At 51.3% G+C, this 17116-nt stretch carries 10 protein-coding genes; 7 read left to right on the top strand and 3 right to left on the bottom strand.

What is annotated here, in order from left to right:
* Positions 1-142 precede the first annotated feature (142 nt).
* Both B5X72_RS03605 and B5X72_RS03600 read left to right on the top strand, forming a co-directional pair.
* Positions 143-1066 carry a helix-turn-helix transcriptional regulator gene (locus tag B5X72_RS03605; protein WP_079715486.1) on the top strand — a complete coding sequence of 308 codons (924 nt, stop codon included), beginning with the start codon at positions 143-145 and terminating at the stop codon, positions 1064-1066.
* A 37-nt stretch (positions 1067-1103) separates the two neighbouring features.
* A complete protein-coding gene (locus B5X72_RS03600) occupies positions 1104-6689 on the top strand; it encodes an alpha-2-macroglobulin family protein (RefSeq protein ID WP_079715485.1) in 5586 nt (1861 codons plus the stop codon).
* Between the two features lie 35 nt (positions 6690-6724).
* Here the strand turns inward: B5X72_RS03600 and B5X72_RS03595 are convergent, their stop codons facing one another.
* Positions 6725-7732, bottom strand: coding sequence for a D-alanine--D-alanine ligase (locus B5X72_RS03595; protein ID WP_079715484.1), 1008 nt, complete (start codon positions 7730-7732; stop codon positions 6725-6727).
* Between the two features lie 254 nt (positions 7733-7986).
* On the opposite strand from B5X72_RS03595, the gene B5X72_RS03590 reads away from it, so the two are divergent.
* From B5X72_RS03590 to B5X72_RS03570, 5 genes are all read left to right on the top strand, one after another.
* Positions 7987-8745: a PASTA domain-containing protein gene (locus tag B5X72_RS03590; RefSeq protein WP_079715989.1), complete on the top strand. Its 759-nt coding sequence runs from the start codon at positions 7987-7989 to the stop codon at positions 8743-8745.
* 37 nt (positions 8746-8782) lie between these two features.
* Positions 8783-9829: an endolytic transglycosylase MltG gene (gene mltG, locus B5X72_RS03585; protein ID WP_079715483.1), complete on the top strand. Its 1047-nt coding sequence runs from the start codon at positions 8783-8785 to the stop codon at positions 9827-9829.
* A complete protein-coding gene (locus tag B5X72_RS03580) occupies positions 9829-10236 on the top strand; it encodes an acyl-CoA thioesterase (RefSeq protein WP_079715482.1) in 408 nt (135 codons plus the stop codon). The genes mltG and B5X72_RS03580 overlap by 1 nt, the downstream gene beginning before the upstream one ends.
* A 2-nt stretch (positions 10237-10238) precedes the next feature.
* Entirely contained in the window at positions 10239-11234 is a 996-nt protein-coding gene (locus B5X72_RS03575) for a YihY/virulence factor BrkB family protein (RefSeq protein WP_079715481.1), read from the top strand.
* A 101-nt stretch (positions 11235-11335) separates the two neighbouring features.
* Positions 11336-13465: a response regulator gene (locus tag B5X72_RS03570; RefSeq protein WP_079715480.1), complete on the top strand. Its 2130-nt coding sequence runs from the start codon at positions 11336-11338 to the stop codon at positions 13463-13465.
* A gap of 48 nt (positions 13466-13513) precedes the next feature.
* Here B5X72_RS03570 and B5X72_RS03565 read toward each other — a convergent pair whose 3' ends face one another.
* Positions 13514-15265, bottom strand: coding sequence for a M14 family metallopeptidase (locus B5X72_RS03565; RefSeq protein WP_079715479.1), 1752 nt, complete (start codon positions 15263-15265; stop codon positions 13514-13516).
* Between the two features lie 12 nt (positions 15266-15277).
* Positions 15278-16948 (bottom strand): M14 family metallopeptidase, encoded by a 1671-nt coding sequence (locus B5X72_RS03560; protein ID WP_079715478.1) that lies wholly within the window; start codon positions 16946-16948, stop codon positions 15278-15280.
* Positions 16949-17116 lie beyond the last annotated feature (168 nt).

Raw genomic sequence — 17116 nt, 5'->3', positions numbered from 1 at the left:
CATAGGATCGCAGCGAAGTGAGCGTTCCAGCCAGAATCAAACAGCTGGGGATAAACGGAAATTTGTCGCACAACTTTAGGCTATTTCGCGCTAAAAATTTATTTTTGGAATCAAACATTCTTGGCATCAATTTCCGTGAAACATGGATTTTTACCAACACTTTCCACTGACGAATATCCAGGGTATCGGTCTCGAAAATCCGGATGATATGTCCGCCACCATTCATCTCTCGCATGACGGATTGGGCGTGTTCTCTGCCAGCAGCCAGCGTTACCAGCACGCGTGGGTGACGGACTGCCAGACAGAGCCGATATTGACGATGTACTTTTCGATGGTCGGAATCTGCCAGGCCAAGGAAAAACACTGCCCAAAAATCTACGAACTGCGACACAATCACCATATCCTTAGCTTTTCGCCATACTTCGAAGGCATGTATTCCGTGAAAGGCGAGCGTATCGATACCTTTGGCGTGAGCATGACGGAGCGCCACTTCAAACGGCTGATGGTTAGTGAGCTGGATTGCCTCCAACGGTTTTGGGAGAAAGTAAGCCGCAGCGAAGAGGCCGATATTGCCCCTTTTCCTTTACCCATTACGCCCTTGCAGAAGATACTAATCCACGAACTTCAGCATTGTGCGTATACGGGCGAAATGAAAAAATTGTTCTACGAGTCGAAAATCGCTGAACTCTTTTTAGCCCAGGCCTTACAGGCGGAAACCGCTTACGGCATGACTACTCAGGACTTATCGTCGCCTGATCGGGCTCGATTGCATGCGGCCAAAGCATTTATCGAGAAAAACATGCTGGAACCGTTAAACATGCGGCGGATATGCCAGGAAACAGGGCTCAATGATTTCAAGCTAAAAAAGGGCTTCAAGGAACTTTTTGGCACCACCGTGTTCGAATATTTCACCAGACTCCGGATGGAATATGCGCGCAAATTACTACTTGACACGTCGCACCATGTGAATGAGGTGGCCTACACCCTGGGATACGGCGACCCCTACAACTTTACGAAGGCATTCAAGAAGCACTTCGGCTACTTGCCCAGCAAGCTCAAAGTATAAAAAATCCGTACCTTCGCTTCCATAAACCCTATCACCCATGGACAACGCCTATCGGATCCCGGCGCGTAGAACAGTTATCATCGCAACGACAGGGATCATCATTGCAGTAGCCACCTTTTTTATTTGGAAAAATTACCAACCGGTGGCCGTGAACGCCAGCAACATCGCCTTTGCTAAATACATTGAAGGGTACTCAACCGGTGTGATCTCCCGGAAAAGCACGATACGGGTACGCCTCGCCGCACAGGTCAGTACCTTCCAGCAGACCAATCAGGAAGAAAATCGCCGGCTGTTTACCTTCACCCCTGCCCTAAAAGGCAAAACCTACTGGGTTGATGCCCGTACCGTAGAATTTAGACCCGACGAACCCTTAACCCCCGGAGCGGCATACCGCGCAAAATTTGAGCTTGGCCAAGTAGCGGAAGTCGCCGAAGAACTGCAGGCCTTCGTATTCGACTTTAAGGTCATCGCCCCCGCCTATAGCATCGAAATGGATGGGCTGAAGACACAGACCTCCAGTGCAATGGACCGGATGAAATTTACGGGACGCATCCGTTTTTCGGACAATGAACAGCCGGAAGCCATCGAAAAGATATTGACCGCCACCCATGAAGGGGACCCCCTGCGCATCAAATGGGCACATGACGGCGCCGCCCGTGTTTCGGCATTTACCATTGACTCCGTCTTACGTGGCGAGCAAGCGACCAAGCTGACATTGCAGTGGGATGGTACGCCCATCCATGCCAGAAAAAAGGATAAGCAGGATGTTGAGGTACCGGAAGTCGGCGCATTTAAGGTGCTTGACATCCGCGCAATACATGAACCCGATCAGCATGTGTTGATACAGTTTTCAGATCCGCTGTTGGTAGCCCAGCAACTCCATGGCCTGATTGGCGTCAGCGGTGTCAGCGACACGCGCTACACCATTGATGGTAGCGAAGTGAAGGTCTATGCACCCAACAGGCTTGAAGGCAATTATTCGGCGACAATAAACGAAGGTGTAGCGAACATCAACGGGCAAAAAATCACAACGGCCTATGCGGCCAACCTCAACTTTGAAAACAGGTTACCGTCCGTAAGTATCCCGGGAAAAGGCACTATTCTGCCCGGTTCAGGCAAGCTTACGATGCCCTTCGAGGCGGTTAACCTCCGCGCCGTAGACGTAACCATCGTGAAAATCTACGAAAACAATGTGCCCCAGTATTTTCAGAACACCTACGACAGCAAATTCGAACTCCGCCGCGTGGCTAAACCGGTCGTGCAGAAAACCATCCCGCTGGACACGGACAACGGACTCAATCTGCGGCGCAAAAATCGATTTTCATTAGACATCGACCAATTGCTGAAAGCCGAGCCCGGCGCTATTTACCGTATCCTGATTGGTTTTCGCCACAGCTACTCCGTATACCCATGCGGCGAGGCCAGCGTCGGCGAGGCCGGCGAAGAAGAGGGGCGCCAATATTATTACGCAGACCATATCGATGAAGACGACGAATTCTGGTCACGGTACAACAATTACTACCCTTACGATTACGATTGGAACGAACGCGACAACCCCTGTCATCCTTCATACTATACCACCGAACGGTGGGCAAGCCGGGATATGCTCGCTTCAAACATTGGGCTCCTTGCCAAGCGCGGCAACGACAACAGCATGACCGTCATTGCAACCAGCATTCTCTCCGCCCAACCGCTGGAAGGCGTGGAAATCAAATTACTGGATTATCAACAGCAGGTCATCCAAACCGGCACGACAAACCGTGATGGTTTCGTTGAAATAGCGGCTATCCGGAAGCCCTTCATGCTCATCGCCGCGAAGAATGACGAACGGGGTTATCTCAAACTCGACGATGGTTCGGCGCTTCCGCTCGGGCGATTTGACGTGGGCGGCGACGTGGTGCAAAAAGGAATCAAGGGATTTATCTATGGCGAACGCGGTGTCTGGCGGCCTGGTGATTCGCTTTTCATCAGTTTCATCATGGAAAACCAATCAGCCAACCTACCGGCCGGCCATCCTGTCACGTTGGAATTGTACAACCCCAAGGGCCAGCTGGCCAGCCGTTTGGTGGAATCGAGGCACACAAATGGCTTTTATACCTTCAAGACGCAGACCGCATCCACCGCACCTACCGGCAATTGGCTGGCCAAGGTCAGTGTCGGCGGCGCCGTATTCCAGAAAACACTGAAAATAGAAACCGTCATCCCTAACCGCCTCCGCATCGCGCTTGACTTCGGCGATCACAAGGTACTGCGTAAAGGCAGCAACATTCCCGTACGACTTGCTGCCCAGTGGCTCTTCGGAGCCGATGTGCAACACCTGAATGCGCGTGTCGAGGCCGTTGTATCACCCGTGGCTACGTCTTTTGCGGGCTACCCGCAATACACGTTTGACGACCCCACACGTAGCTTCACCACGGAAAGTGAGGTGCTTTTTGACGGCACGTTGGATGGGCAGGGGAAAGCCTCCTTCCCTGCGGATATAACCGCTACCAATGAAGCCCCCGGTATGCTGCGCGCCAGCTTCACCACCCGGGTTTTTGAGCCGGGTGGCCATTTTAGTATTGATAACGTCAACATGCCATATAGCCCATATGACAGTTACGTGGGTTTGCGCACGCCGCAAGGCGACCGCCTGTCGGGCATGTTGCTGACCGACCAGGACCATGAAGTGGAAATCGTGGATGTAGATGCCAATGGCAAAAAAATCGCCGGCAGCCGCCGCGTTCAGCTCGAACTTTACAAAATCCGCTGGCGATGGTGGTGGAACCAGGAGGGAGAATATTTCGGCAACTTCACGCAAGACCGGTATAACCAACTACTCAAAAAAGAGACCATCACACTCAACAATGGCAGCGGCAAGTGGAATATCCGCATAAATTATCCCGATTGGGGCCGTTACCTCATTCGGGTGGTTGATCTTTCCAGTGGCCATGCTGCCGGAAAGACCTTGTATATCGACTGGCCCGGCTGGGCACAGCGCGAACAGCAAAATAATCCTACTGAAGCAGCCATGCTGTCGTTTACTGCCGACAAGCAAACCTATCGTGCGGGCGATGAGATTACGCTGACCATCCCGTCCTCGGCGGGCGGACGAGGCCTCATCTCTGTTGAGAGCGGCAGCCGCGTACTCCAACGTGAGTGGATAACCACCGAGCAGGGGCAGACCGTTTATAAGTTTAAAGCAACGGCGGCGATGGCCCCTAACGTATTTGCAAATGTCACCCTGCTGCAACCGCACGCGCAAACGGCCAACGACCTTCCCATCCGCATGTACGGCGTTATCCCGCTGAACGTTGAAAATCCGCAAACCGTCCTCAAGCCCGCCATAACGTTGGCCAAAACGCTACGTCCTGAGACAAAATCCAGCATCACGGTTTCCGAAGCTTCGGGCAAGGCCATGACCTATACGGTAGCCCTGGTCGATGAGGGACTGCTTGACCTGACCCGCTTTAAGACGCCCGACCCACACGCCAGCTTCTACGCGCGCGAAGCATTGGGCGTCAAATCATGGGATCTTTTTGATCAAGTGCTCGGGGCGTGGGGCGGCGACCTGGAGCGTATCCTCAGTATCGGTGGCGACGGTGAAATCGACCGCAACGTAAATCCCGCTAAAGCGAACCGCTTTCAGCCTGTGGTCAAGTTCCTGGGGCCGTTCACGCTGCGTAAGGGCGGCAAAAACACCCACACCTTTACATTGCCCCCATATGTCGGGTCGGTACGCGCCATGGTGGTCGCCGGACAGGACGGGGCATACGGATTTGCCGAAAAGGCAGTAGCCGTCAAAAAGCCCCTGATGCTGTTGGCTACCCTGCCGAGAGTTATTGGCCCCGGGGAATCCTTCAGGCTCCCCCTTACGGTCTTTGCCATGGAAAACCACGTCAAACAGGTAAACCTTGAAGTGACCGCATCCGGCGGATTGTCCGTACAGCAAGGAAGGCAAACGCTCGCATTTGCCGAGCAGGGCGAACAAATGGCATATGCAACGGTCACCGCGGGAAATCATACCGGAGTGGGCAAGCTCCGGGCCGTGGCGAGCAGCGGTAATGAAACGGCCGTATACGAAGTGGAAATCGATATCCGCAATCCCAACCCCTTTGTTACCTCGGTGGATAAAGCCGAAGTCAACGGCGGTGCTTCGTGGCAACGGGATATTACGCCGCTCGGGCCGGGCAACCGCAATAGCGCGATGGTGGAGGTATCTTCCCTGCCTCCCATCAACCTCAGCAAACGGCTCAACTACCTCATCCGCTATCCCTATGGATGTGTGGAGCAGGTCACCTCAAGCGTTTTCCCCCAGTTGGTGCTCGATCGGCTTGTCGAACTCAGCGGAACGGACAAGACTGCTATTGACCGAAACGTCAAGGCGGGAATCAATCGGCTCCGCAATTATCAGTTGCCCAATGGCGGACTGGGATACTGGCCGGGCGCCAATGACGCCGATGAATGGAGCACCAATTACGCAGGCCATTTCCTGCTTGAAGCGCAGGCCAAAGGGTTTGCCCTGCCCGCCGGCTTTTTAGACGGGTGGTTGCGCTACCAGCGAAACATGGCACAAAACTGGACGCCCAATCAATACAATTGGCGCGGGGGCGATCTTGTACAGGCTTACAGGCTGTATTTGCTGGCCTTAGCCAAAGCGCCAGAAATTGGTGCGATGAACCGGCTGAAAGAATTTCAATACCTGTCTGACGAGGCAGCATGGCGCCTTGCGGCCGCTTACCAACTGGCGGGCCAGGGCATCATCGCCAATCAATTGGTCAAGAACAAGCCGACCGATGGCAAACCTTATGGCCAAGCCGGACGTACCTTCGGATCGGCGCTGCGCGATCGTGCGATGATACTCGAAACGCTGGCATTGGTGGGGCGGCGTGAGGAAGCTGAACGCGTACTGACCGCAGTAGCCGCTAAGCTGGGAGACGACAACTGGTATAGCACGCAAACCACGGCTTATGCCTTGCTTGCCATCGGCAAATTTAGCGGCGCCCCCCAACAAGGCACCCCTTTTTCCTATACACTTAATGGCAAGTCCAATACCGTCAAGATGGCCACCTACCTGCACCGCATCACGTTGGACATGAAGACGCCTATTAATCAATTGCGCATCCAAAATGACAGCAACCGCAAATTGTATATCCGCGTTGTACGCGAAGGCCAAGTGCCTGCAGGCGAAAACCCGCCCGTGGCCAATCATGAAGGTTTGCTGGCGATGGACGTGCGTTATACCGACAACAAGGGGGAAGTCATCCATCCGGCAAGACTCATGCAGGGCACGGATTTTATCGCCGAAGTGACCCTTAAAAATATCGGAAACATGGGCACATATGAACATATGGCACTCGCGCAGATTTTTCCGTCGGGCTGGGAAATCATCAACACCCGGCTAAACGACACGGAGTCGGCGTTGCGCTCCTCCCCCGCTGCGTTCAAGGACATCCGTGACGATCGTGTGCTTACACATTTCAACATCAGGCAGGGCGAAACGCTGACGTACCGCGTATTACTTAACGCCTCCTATGCAGGCCGTTATTTCCTGCCAGCAGTAAGCGCCGAGGCGATGTATGACGACCGGATTCAGGCCATCGTCCCCGGAAACTGGGTAGAAGTTGTGGACGGCGGTCAGTGAACGGTGGCCGGTGGCCGCTGATCGCTGTCCGCCGATCACCGAACTGCAGTCAATGCCTGCTCAATCAATTCGCCATAAAATTCGGTTTCGGTCATTCCTGCCGCACGAACCTGCTGGGGGATGAAGCTTTGAGCCGTCTGCCCCGGCACGGTATTGATCTCAATGAAAAAGAAACGCTCAGTGTCTTTTTCGAGGAAAAAATCGACGCGGACCATGCCCCGGCAGTTCAGCCGGATATAAATAGCCTTCACCAGCCGCTCGATACGGTCCCGCTGTTCGGCAGAAAGGGCTGCCGGGGTAATTTCCTGCGTCAAACCTGCCACATATTTGGCCTCGAAATCAAAAAACTCGCGCTCCGTGATGACCTCCGTCGCCGGTAACACAAACAACCCGTCCGCACGCCGGTAAATGCCTACCGAAAATTCCCTCCCTTCCACAAACGCTTCCACAATCACTTGCCTGCCAGTATTGGCTGCATTGAATGCCTTTTCAATCGCTTCGGCCAGTTCGGTTTCGGCTTTCACTTTGGTCATCCCAATGCTGCTTCCGCCGCCATTCGGCTTTACGAAACAGGGCAATGCCAACTCCCGAAAGACGATATCTGCTGCCTCTCCCCGCTGTGACTCGAATAGCTGTACCGACTTAGCCAGATACAAGTCTGGTATGCCCGCCAATACCGCTTTGGTATACGCCTTGTTCATCGTCAGCGCCGAAGTAAGCGCATCGCACGAGGTGTAAGGCAGACCTATCATATCAAAATAGCCTTGCAGCCGGCCATCCTCCCCCGGGGAGCCGTGCACCATGATAAAGGCCAGGTCAAAACGGACGACATTTCCGTCCATCGGTAATGTAAAATCTTCCCGGTTAATCGCGTGTTTCACGCCATTATCAGCCACGAAAAACCAGCTGGTGGCCGTGATGGTGATCAAATATACATCGTATTTGGACTTATCAAGTTGCTGGTAAACAAATTCCGAGCTCTTCAGCGAAATCTCAGCCTCCGCTGTATATCCCCCAGTAACCAATGCAATTTTCAGTTTCATATGCAGCAAACTTAGTTAAAATCGGGCACTTTTTTTACCGGATGCTTCGCGGTGCATGATAAGTTTCGGATGAGGCCGTTCACGATTTCACCGTAGGCCCGCATCGCCGCGCCACCTCTCTTGCATATGAAAGCAAGTTTGGCTAAGTTTGTCCGGCATATCCGATTTTGATTGACAGGATGCAAAGTGTGGCGCTAATATTGCGGAGCCACCTAATAAACAGGGCATTCAACACCGATACGACAGATGACAACATGGTAAAATTTTTTCAGTACCTAAGAACAGACACATTTAGAAAAAACCTTATAGGTGCACTTATCGGGCTGACCGTCTTTTTTCTAATCATCGTTTTCAGCCTTCGCCAATACACGCGCCACAGCGAGTCCGTGGCGGTCCCCGAACTCAAAGGGTTACTGATAGATGATGCCGTAAAAAAATTGCAGTCGCAAGGGTTTGAATACGATCTGGACTCGGTGTATCAAGTAGATGCAAAACCCGGCTTGGTGATTGAACAGGATCCAGATCCCAATACGAAGGTAAAGAAAAACCGGACCCTTTACCTAACCATCATTACGCGTACGGCGCCGGAAGTGGCTTTTCCGGACCTCGTAGAAAAAACGTTTGTGGAAGCGCGGGCCGTATTGAATAGCTATGGACTGAAACTGGGAGATACGACGTATATTCCCGATATCGCGCGTGACGTCGTGCTCGATGTCAAGTTCGGTGGCGAACGGCTCAATGCCGGGCGCCCCGTGCCGAAGGGATCGACCATCGATTTGGTCTTGGGCGACGGACGGGGTGCCAATGAGGTGCAAGTACCGGACCTCACCGGCCTCACGTTGGCCGAAGTACAGTTTGCACTGCAAGGCGCATCGCTGACGTTAGGCACGGTCAACTATATGGGCATGGTGACCGATAGCCTCACTGCTGTGGTCATCACCCAAACGCCAGCACCGGATGATCCGATGGTAAGCATTGGGACACCAGTAAACATCGCATTGGCGAATCAGTGATAGGTGGTCGGTGATGGTACGTTGAGGAACAATACATATGGAAAAAACAAAAAAGAAAGGGCTTTTTAGGCTACTGCTCGTGATTGCCAGCGTGGCGGCAATCATCGGAATCATCTTCGCTTATCGATTTTACAAAGGTTTTTTTGCCCCGAATGTCACTGCCGAAACCGAATACTTGTATGTTTATACGCATTGGGATTTTGAGGATGTCATGACCAGCATCGGAGAACTGCATATCGTCGACGATACCGCTTCATTCCGCTGGGCCGCCAACAAGATGGAATACCCTGACCGTATCAAACCGGGGAAGTACAAACTGGAGCCGGGCATGAACAACCGCACGCTAATCAATAAATTAGGCGGAGGCTTCCAAGAACCCGTCAAGCTCCGATTTGAAAACATCCGGCTCAAGGAAAACTTCGCCGCCGTACTGGCCAACCATCTTGAACCGGATTCCATCGCCTTTATTGACCTGTTAAACAACGATAGCCTCGCTACGCGATACGGGTTCAACCGCGAAAACTTCTTTAGCATGTTCATCCCTAATACATACGAGCTGTACTGGAATACCTCCGCAACGCGTTTTGTGGAACGCATGCATGAAGAATACCAGAAATTCTGGAACCCTGCGCGTAGGGCAAAAGCGGAAAAACTCAACCTCACGCCCCAAGAAGTCAGCGTACTGGCGTCCATCGTCAAAGGTGAAGCTTTGCATACCGATGAAATGCCTACCATTGCTGGACTTTACCTCAACCGCCTGCGAAAAGGTATGTTGCTACAGGCCGACCCCACGGTTATCTTTGCCAATCAAGATTTTACCATCCGCAGAGTGTTATACAGGCATCTCCGCACAGACTCGCCGTACAACACGTACTTGTACCGTGGCCTGCCTCCCGGACCCATTATGATGCCCAGTATCGCGGCGATTGATGCTGTGCTGAACTACCAACAGCACGACTACCTGTATATGGTTGCCAAAGAGGATTTCTCGGGGTACCACAATTTTGCCGTGTCACAGGCTGAACATAGCAGGAACGCGCGCAAATTCCAACAAGCATTGAACGAACGAAATATCATGCGCTGATGTACACGTTTGAAACGAAAGTAAGAGTTCGCTATGCGGAAACCGACCAGATGGGATACGTCTATTACGGCAATTACGCCACATTCTACGAGGTAGGGCGCGTGGAACTTTTCCGCAGCCTGGGATTCTCATACAAAGCACTGGAAGACAGCGGCATCATGCTTCCGGTATTGGAGCTGCACTCCCGTTTTATAAAACCGGCCAGATATGATGAAGAACTTACGGTACGGGTTTCTTTAAAAGAAAAGCCGGCAATCAAAATCCGGTTTGACTATGAGCTGTTTAATTCAGAAGGCGAGTTACTTAATACAGGGACAACCACCTTGGTATTCGTCAACATCAAGCGCAACAAGCCATGCATGGCACCCCCTGAATTTCTGGACCACTTGCAACGCTACTTCCCATAACGATGAGCTGGGCACACCGTATACTACTGAAATTCAAACCCTACAGCCATTTTGTAGAATGGACCAAAGTGGTTGTGCTTCCCGGATTTGGATCGCTGCCCCTATATACGGTCGCTACGTTTTTTTTTCAGGAAATAGCGCGTGAATCCATTCTCAATAAAGCTTCCTCCTTGGCTTACAACTTCATGCTGGCTATTTTCCCGGGCATTATTTTTTTATTTACGTTGATTCCTTATATTCCCATAAACAATTTTCAGCAGCAATTGCTTGACTTCATGGAGGTGGTCATGCCCGAAAACGCCTTTCTTACGGTGGAATCTACGTTGGAAGACATCGTGAAGAACCAAAACAGCGGCTTGCTCTCCGTTGGTTTTATCTTAGCAACCTTCTTTGCAACGAATGGCGTCAGTTCACTGATGCTGGCATTCAACAAATCATCGTTACTTATCGAAAGCCGGAGCTGGGGCCATCACCGGTTAGTCGCTATAGGCCTGACCTTGATGATCATCATCGCGCTCACAGTAGGGATGACCGTCTTTACCGCCGCCGGTTATGTCATCGGTTATTTGCGGAAAAACCTCGAATTCAACGCGGCGTTCTGGGGCTTCGTCATTACGGCATCCCGGTGGCTGATTCTCTTTGGCATCTATTTTTTTACGGTAAGTGTGCTGTATAAGTTCGGCCCGGCATCGTCAAGGAAGTGGAAACTTTTTAGCCCCGGTGCCATGCTGGCGACCATTCTTGCCATATTGACATTTTCGGGATTTGCATTTTACATCAACAACTTTAACGCATACAACAAACTTTACGGCTCCATCGGCACCTTGATTGTCATCATGATCTGGCTTTATCTCAACTCGCTGATTTTACTGGTAGGCTTTGAATTAAACGCCAGCATAGCCCTTTCGAAGCAAAGCATCAAGATTGTACGTCCCCGTAGATTCAACACATTCAAATCCAACGACGCCGTTACGGACGCTGTACGCACGACAAAATAAGAACGAACCGATTAATTTTTTTTCCGCTGAATGAACTCTGGCACACTTTTATCGGATAAGCTGCCATATGGCCGTGCCTGTTGCACCTCTGCCAATTGACCATGAAAGAAAACACAAAAAAAACGCCTGCGGTAAGAATCGTATTGTTGTGTTGTTTTATTACCCTTTTTCTGTTTATCGGAGCCGTCTTTATTTATCAGTATCGGCAATACCGGACACTTGAAAAGCGGTTGACCAACGCATATGAGATTCGCCAAATGGGCTTGGAAAACCTCAACTACCTGTTTTCGACGTATAGTGAAGTCGAAAACACCTTTCGCCTTTATACGCTGGACTTTGCTGACAGCAGCTACCATGCATACCTTGAAAAAATCAACCTGCTCAAGAGCTTCATCGATTCGCTGGCGTCCCTTCCCGTCGGCGACACCTCGGCGAACAATCCTGCTTTGAAAATAACGGCACAACAACAAATCGCAATGGAATTCGCTACGCTCAAAAAGCGGCTGGACCATTTGGTGTTGCATACCAGTGATTCCCTCTATTTGCTGAACACCTCGGTTCGCCAAAAGCGGGTTAGTCCACGAAAAATGGAGTCCATTGTCAATCAGGTGCTGATCGACTCCACAAACAAACAAAAAGTCGACACCATCGTACGGAAACGGCCCGGGTTGCTCCAGCGGATTTTCAACACGAAGGACGATACGATTGTAATAGCCAACGAGCAGCACCAACTCGACATCGAGCGCGTGACCCTACTCAAGCAAAACCTATCAGCCGCGCAGCAAGACATCACCCAGTTGTATAACCATAATTTCAACGAGCTGCGAAATACGTTCGTGCAGCTTCAAAAGAAAGAACGGCAGCTGGTCACCACCAATCTTAATCTATTAAACGGACTTAAAGAAAACGTGGAGGCGATTAAAGAGCTCAATATTTATGTGCTGCGCCAGGCAGAAGAGCATGATTTCGCGCTTTACAAAGAAAATGTCGAACGTTTTGGTAAGCAATTGATTTTTGCGTTGATCCTGATGTTTGTGATGATCATCGCATTGGGTTATTATCAAGTTTATGCAACGTCATACGAACGCAGGCTCCGGGAAGAAAAAGACTACGCTGCTAAGCTCGCCGAGGAGAAAACCAGTGTATTGGCTAATATCAGCCATGAGATCCGTACGCCGCTCAACTCGCTCCTGGGCATCATTGACCTGTTTAAAAACAGAACAGCGTCCGGCAATATCGACGCAAAACTCATCGACTCCGCATATTACAGCATCAACATCGTCAGCAATAACATCACCGATATTCTGAGTTTAAGCAAACTGGAGGCGTCCAACAAAGGCGACATCGCATTGGAATACTTCGATCCGAACAGGTCGTTTCAGGAAGTCGTCTCCCTTCACCGACACCAAGCCGAACTCAAAAACCTGCGCTTAGGCACCGAAATCAATATTAACGAACAACTGAATATACTAAGCAACGAATTCAGAATCCGGCAAATCGCTTCGAATTTTTTAAGCAACGCTATCAAGTATACGCAGAAAGGTGAGATTATTTTCCGTGCATCGGTATCCAATCCAGCCGGCAGTAATTCTTGGCTGCACATCGAAGTGGAAGACACCGGCATTGGCATCAAGGAGCAGGATCGGCGCCATGTTTTTCGCAAATACTTCACAGCCAGCCCGAACTCAGGCGGCATTGGTCTGGGACTCTACATCACCAAAATCATGGTCGAAGAACTGGGCGGTACAATCGGGTTGAAAAGCAAGCATGAGCAAGGGTCTATCTTTTTCGCGGACATTCCATTTTTTCAAAGCAAAACCGAAAAACTTGAACAGCCAAAAACCAAGCTGTCTGATTTGCCTGCCGACCTGCGTTTGTTGGTTGTGGATGACAATCCCATCAATATTCTGCTGATGAAACAGTTTTTCAAGGGGATCGGGAGCATTCACACCGTCAATAACGGAGAAGATGCATTAGCATTACTGCAAGAACAGCCTATCGATGTGATCATTACCGACATTAATATGCCCGGTATAAGTGGGGTCGAATTACTGGAAAAAATCCGAAACGACGACCGCTACAGGTCTATCCGCGTACTGGCCATCTCGGCCGACAGGTCCACCTTGAAATATGCCGAAGAAAGTCCTGCTGAAGCATCGTTCGACGGTTTCATAGAAAAACCATTTACAGAAGGTGAAATCGTGAAAACGATCTTAAAAACGCTTGCTTAATGTACATCAAGCTGACAGGATGGCATTCCCGCCAGCTTGATGTAGGTATTAAAGTGATTTGGAGGCCGTACCGCCCTTTTTGCTATCCACGGTCACCGTAAATTTACTTCCGCCTTTCACCAGCCACCGTACCGTCGCTATGCCATTACTTGGGATATTGGTTACCCGGATGTTTGCCGGATCGTTACGTTGTTCTTTGGTTATGCCGAGGTCGCGGTTTTCCACCACCATCCCGGCCACCACTTGCCCCCCACGCAATGACACCACATCCGGCACTTCTATTTTATTTGCGATGTCGTGCGCTGAATGCGTCGGGATGAGGCGATCGTTCCTGATGATCGCCGTCACCTGCTTGAGCCCGCCACCTATGTCGACCACTTCAACGTCAGCCACCTCCAATTTGGGTGTATGGTACGCATGGTAAATGACGAACGACGCATTCCGGTGGGCATCGCTTTCGAGCAGAAACCCGGGGTGCAGGCGTCCGTAATTTTTCTTGAAACCGCCGATTTCAATCTCACCGTACTGTGGGTGGTTATACGGTGTCCATTCGACAAATCCATCGCCGAACATGAGGTATTGATCAAACGCATATTGATCGGCTTGAGCGGCCCCGAATCCGCCGCCCTGCTGCTGCCTGTTGAAGTAAAAATTCGCATTCCATAACTCATTACTCATCGCGAAGACACCCCGTGCGCCGTGCATCCAATCAAATTCGCCGCCATATACCGAATACAAATCTTTATACGTGACGATATAGCGGTATCCGGGGATAAGCTCCTCCCCTTTTTTGCCAAGCGCATCATACACCGCGATATCATCACGGGTGAAGTTAGGTTCATCTTCCTGTGCCCCCGGCCCACGCAACAGAAGCCCTCCCGTGTTGTGAAAGCTCTGCGCTGCCGCAATATTGGGGTGACTCAGGAAAAAATCGGCTACCGCACGGTTTTCGGGAAGCGAAAACGGGTATTTGTAAGCCCCACCCTGGATGTAGTTGGGCTGCCAGTTCCATCCCCAATCCCGGTTGGGGTCGTATCCGCCGGCACCATCCTCGTTGACCAGGCCATCACCGTCATTGTCTATACCTTCGTAGCCCAGCAGCTCGTATTCGCCCCGTTGTCCTTCCTCGGCGCGGATAAGCCTGCGCGGATCCTTCGGGTCCGGGATGTACTCGCCATACGGACTTTTCCTGCGCATCTGCGTGATATGTCCGTCGCCGTTGAGATCATCGAAATCATCCTCATCGACCAAGCCATCGCGGTCGTTGTCTACCGGCTTTTGCCCAGAGCGCGAGGAGTTTTGCGTGTTGGGGTTATGGATGAAATGATCACGCGAATCAGGACTGATACTGGGTGCAATATAAAACGTTTTTTCTGCCAGCAATTGCTTAAAAAACGGGTTGCCGGCCGCGTGCATCTCCGTAATATACCAAGCGATGTACAAGGCAAATTCGACGCCTTGTATTTCATTAGCATGGATACCGCCATCGATATATGTAGCAGGCTTGCGATCAGCTTCGCCTTGTCCTTTATCGGTAATGGTCAGCATCCAAAGGTCACGCCCCTGCACTGATTTTCCGATAGATGACAACGACACGAGGTTGGGATGCTCGGCCGCCATTTTGCGGTAGATTTCTTCCAGCAACGTATTGTCGTGATACCGGTTCCAACTAATAGGCACTTTGGGATTCGCCGGCGATCCGGCCGCCGCCAGGAAATGCTCCGATTGCTGGGCCATCGCTGTAAAAGCCATGATCATCGCGATGGAAAGAGCAAGTATATATCTTTTGTTTCTTGTCATCGTTGTAAAAATTTAAAGGGTTACCTCCACTGTCTGCGTCCCGGTAGAAACGCTCCCTGCTGTGATGTTCAGTTTACCGCTGCCTCGTACCAACCAGCTCAACTCGACCGCTTCGCGGCCGCCAATCGCGTCAAGGGTTTGCGTTTTACGGCCGCTCACCACCTGCTGGCTGCCGGTGGTCTGTACATTTACGGCGATACGCTTAAGAAAATAGCTCCGCTCGCCCACCTGGGTTAGGTTGGGCAACAATCCAGCATTGAACACTTTCAGCGACACGCGCGTGAGTCCGTTGTCCAGCTTTTCGGTTTTTAAATCCACCACTTCCAGTTTCGGAGCCATATTGGCAAGAGCCACGACAAAGTCCGTGTGGCGGTCGACGATATCGCTGACCAACGCATAGGGTGGGTTGGTCAACACAAACGGATGGATTCCGCCAACTTCTACGCGCTTACCGGGGAAATCGGGATGTTCGATAGCCTTCCATTCCGAAAACGTATTGGTTATCCCTTCCGCAGCGGCCCATTTCAGGTACGTGGCTACCGGATCCGCGGCACTGTTATTTGCACTCCGATTGCGGCCCGTTGAGTCCGGCTTGGGGGCAGACACCCACCATCCCGGGGTACTGAAGCTAAACCGCCCATAGTGATAATATGCCCATTCGGCAAAATTGCCCTCTCCGGCGGCTGTCTTGGGAGCACCGGCCGTTCCCGTTATTTTGTTATATTGTTCAGACACGAATGCATTTGCTTTAACGTCCTGTGCCGACCAGCTGGTAATTTTCCGACCGCCCGGACGCCGTCCCAATTGCGGCTGCTCCTCACCTCCCCGCCCAGCTTGCTCAGGCACGGAAAGGTTGTTGTAGGGGCCGAATGAGACCACGGCATAAACATTGAATGCATCGTACAGAAAGTCAAATAAGGCCCGGTTTTCCACTTCTGATACGGCATGTTCGCCAGCGCCAGGCACAAAATTCTTGTACCTATAGGTAGCGTTTTTGTTGAAATGGATTCCCTCTTCGCCATCCTCATTGAACGCACCATCTTTATCGTTGTCGATCCCTTCCGTAAAAAGCAGGTATTGTCCGGTTTGTCCTTTCGACAAATCTGCCGGGATCAGCGACCGCGGCTCGTCCGGGTTGATGATATGCGTACCTGTAGCATCTTCCACACGGATAAACGTGATTTTGCCATCTCCATCCAGATCGTCGTAGCCATCCTCTCCCACCTGGCCATCCCTATCATAATCAGCCTTGCTCGCGTTTCCGCTGCGCTCGTATTGCAGTGCAGCAAAATATTGCTCTGTCGCATCGGGGCTCATATTGGGGAATACATAGAACGTCTGGTCGCCAAGAAGCCCTTGGATGCGGTCTGACTGGACGTCGGCCAATAGTTTTTCAGCAAACCCGATGGCAAGCTCAACGCCGAGGAGGTGTTTGCCTTCCACCCCACCCACTACGGCAACAGCCGGCTTCTGGTCCGTCTGCCCGGTGCCGATGGTAATCAGCCAGATATCCGAGCCACCTGCAGTTTTGGCCAGTGACTGGGTTTTGACATACTTGGGGTGACTTTTTGCAAGAGCAGCCACCCGTTGCGCAAGCTGCTGCCTGTTGCTGTAATCGGACTGTGCATGAAGGCTTCCTCCACACACCAATGCCACACATAATGATAGTAAGATTTTTTTCATCTACATAAATCGTTTTTTTAATGGTGATGAAGCCCACTTAGCTACCGCCCACATAGAAGCCACGGCATGACTTTATTCAGGAACACGAGCTAATTAGATTCATTCAGTCATTGGGTTTGATTTTTTCGCGCAATTTAGGCAAAAAGCGCAAACCGTCACGATTCAGCA

The organism is Parapedobacter luteus (assembly GCF_900168055.1).
Taxonomy (GTDB): Bacteria; Bacteroidota; Bacteroidia; order Sphingobacteriales; family Sphingobacteriaceae; genus Parapedobacter; species Parapedobacter luteus.
Note: the sequence above shows the minus strand (reverse complement) of the source record. Positions and strands in the feature narration are given on the sequence as shown.

What these genes read in the sequence shown, in the direction of transcription:
- mltG (WP_079715483.1), top strand. Translation starts at nt 8,783, where the DNA reads ATGGAAAAAACAAAAAAGAAAGGGCTTTTTAGGCTACTGCTCGTGATT.
- B5X72_RS03565 (WP_079715479.1), bottom strand. Translation starts at nt 15,265, where the DNA reads ATGACAAGAAACAAAAGATATATACTTGCTCTTTCCATCGCGATGATC.
- B5X72_RS03570 (WP_079715480.1), top strand. Translation starts at nt 11,336, where the DNA reads ATGAAAGAAAACACAAAAAAAACGCCTGCGGTAAGAATCGTATTGTTG.
- B5X72_RS03595 (WP_079715484.1), bottom strand. Translation starts at nt 7,732, where the DNA reads ATGAAACTGAAAATTGCATTGGTTACTGGGGGATATACAGCGGAGGCT.
- B5X72_RS03605 (WP_079715486.1), top strand. Translation starts at nt 143, where the DNA reads ATGGATTTTTACCAACACTTTCCACTGACGAATATCCAGGGTATCGGT.
- B5X72_RS03590 (WP_079715989.1), top strand. Translation starts at nt 7,987, where the DNA reads ATGGTAAAATTTTTTCAGTACCTAAGAACAGACACATTTAGAAAAAAC.
- B5X72_RS03575 (WP_079715481.1), top strand. Translation starts at nt 10,239, where the DNA reads ATGAGCTGGGCACACCGTATACTACTGAAATTCAAACCCTACAGCCAT.
- B5X72_RS03600 (WP_079715485.1), top strand. Translation starts at nt 1,104, where the DNA reads ATGGACAACGCCTATCGGATCCCGGCGCGTAGAACAGTTATCATCGCA.
- B5X72_RS03580 (WP_079715482.1), top strand. Translation starts at nt 9,829, where the DNA reads ATGTACACGTTTGAAACGAAAGTAAGAGTTCGCTATGCGGAAACCGAC.
- B5X72_RS03560 (WP_079715478.1), bottom strand. Translation starts at nt 16,948, where the DNA reads ATGAAAAAAATCTTACTATCATTATGTGTGGCATTGGTGTGTGGAGGA.